1 protein-coding gene is annotated in these 2,122 nt (G+C 38.0%); it reads right to left on the reverse strand.

All coding sequences use genetic code 11. The features are described 5' to 3' along the window. Positions 1 to 257: 257 nt before the first annotated feature. Positions 258 to 2,122: putative bifunctional diguanylate cyclase/phosphodiesterase (locus tag CXF78_RS14980; protein ID WP_145991471.1), on the reverse strand; the 1,865-nt coding region annotated here is incomplete at its 5' end.

A 2,122-nucleotide genomic window follows, 5' to 3' on the forward strand; every position in this document is an offset into this window, starting at 1 on the left:
CTTTAAGGCCTGGAATGCTGGCGGTTTGAGTGTTTAGCACTTTAAGACCTGGAATACTGGCGGCTTGAGTTTCAAGTCCATTTACCATAGTAGCGCTACCGATAGATAATGCCGATAAAACAGCTACTGTAATCATTCCTTTAATCATTTTAATCTCTCTTATATTTAGTAATTGAAGCTCAGGGTTAAATAACAATATTATTTTGACAACTGAACTTGTATTAGCATTTGTCATGCCAAATATAAGAGGTAAATATTTATTTTTTCATTAAGGTACTGTTTAATGCTTCAAATTTAACTTTGTCTGCAGTGAGCATTAACTCAAAGTCAGCTTCTCTAATAGGCTTGCTATAAATATAACCTTGAATTTCTTCACAATTAAGTGCTTTTAATATATTGAGTTGTGCGGTTTGCTCTACGCCTTCACCTACCACTGTCAGTCCCATATTGTGGGCTATAGTAATAATAGAATCGACCATCTTCAGATCTCGGTCTGACTTATCTATGTCATCAACAAAGGTTTTATCGATTTTTAAGCAATTAATGGGGAATCGTTTTAGATACGACAACGAGGAATAACCTGTCCCAAAGTCGTCAAGAGCAAGGCTGACGCCCATTTTCGCCAATTGCTGCATCACTTTAATGGCTTGTTCGGGATCTTTAATCACAGTCCCTTCAGTGATTTCAAGCTCTAGGTGTTTAGCTGGTAATTTTGTGAGTCGTAAAATTGACTCTATTCGTTGCTGTAAATCGGGCAGAGCAAATTGTCTTGACGATAAGTTGACAGCAACACGACCACTAAACAATCCTAGTTCGAGCCATTTCTGCGCAGCAAAACACGCTTTTCGCAAGACGACATCACCAATTTCAACGATTAAACCATTTTCTTCGGCAAGTGGGATAAATTCATTCGGTCCAATCAGGCCTAATTTAGGATGATTTAATCTCACTAATGCTTCCATTCCGTTAAGACGATCTTTCTTAACGTCGATTTTGGGTTGGTAATATACTTCAAACAAGTCGTCTTTGAGTGCTTCTCTGATTAAGCTTTCGATTTCGAGCTGACGTAAAGCATTTTGGTTTAATGACTCTGAATAGAACTGATAACGGTTACCACCACCAGATTTAGCGTGATACATAGCAATATCCGCTTTGCGTAACAATGCTTGCTCGTTTTGTTCATCTTCAGGATAAAGCACAATGCCGATACTAATACCGAGTACGAGTGAATCATTATTAAGAGTGAAAGCTGGTTTTAGACAATTTATTACTTGTGTAGCAATGGCTGCACATGACCCTATGTCTGGGTGTTGATCGACGAGTAAAGCAAATTCATCACCGCCTAGACGGTATAAGCTAGCATGTTTTGGAATAGCTAACTTAATACGTTCCGCAACACCAATTAATAAGTCATCACCAATTTGATGGCCTAATGAGTCATTAATACGTTTGAAATTATCTAAATCAAGCACCATTAGGGTGTGATGAACATCTTTTTTAACCAAGTTACTCAGTGTCACTTGCAAACTAGACCTATTGGGTAAACCAGTAAGTAAGTCATTATTGGTGAGTTTTCTGAGCTCTTCTTCTTGCTGCTTACGACGGGTTATATCGGAAAATACGCCAACATAATGACTGGTTTCACCTTGTTCATTGTATATAGCGTCAATGGTCAGTTCCATTAAGAAATAGCTATCTTTACCTTTACTCGCTTCAATTTCGCCGCTCCAACGACCTTGCTGCTTTAACAAGTTTCTTATTTGTTCAGAATAACTGGCGGGATAACGACTGAAATGGAGTATTTCATTCGCAAATTTTTCTTTTGTTGAAGCTGCTAGTTCGCAACAGGCATTATTGACTTCAACAAACTGATATTTCTCATTGAGAATAAACATCCCTTCAGAAATATTTTCAATTGCTCTAGCGAATAAACGAAGTTGTTCTTCTGCTTGCTTAATATTATTGATGTCTTTAATGGTGCCCGTCATTCGAAGGGGGACATCTTTTTGATCGCGTTCAACTATCTTGGCTCTGTCTAAAATCCAAACCCACTGTTGATTACGTGCTTTAACGCGATAAGCAATTTCGAAGTGATCGGTTAGCGCATTAAAATGATCATTTA

The organism is Shewanella sp. 11B5 (assembly GCF_002836795.1).
Lineage (GTDB): Bacteria > Pseudomonadota > Gammaproteobacteria > Enterobacterales > Shewanellaceae > Shewanella > Shewanella frigidimarina.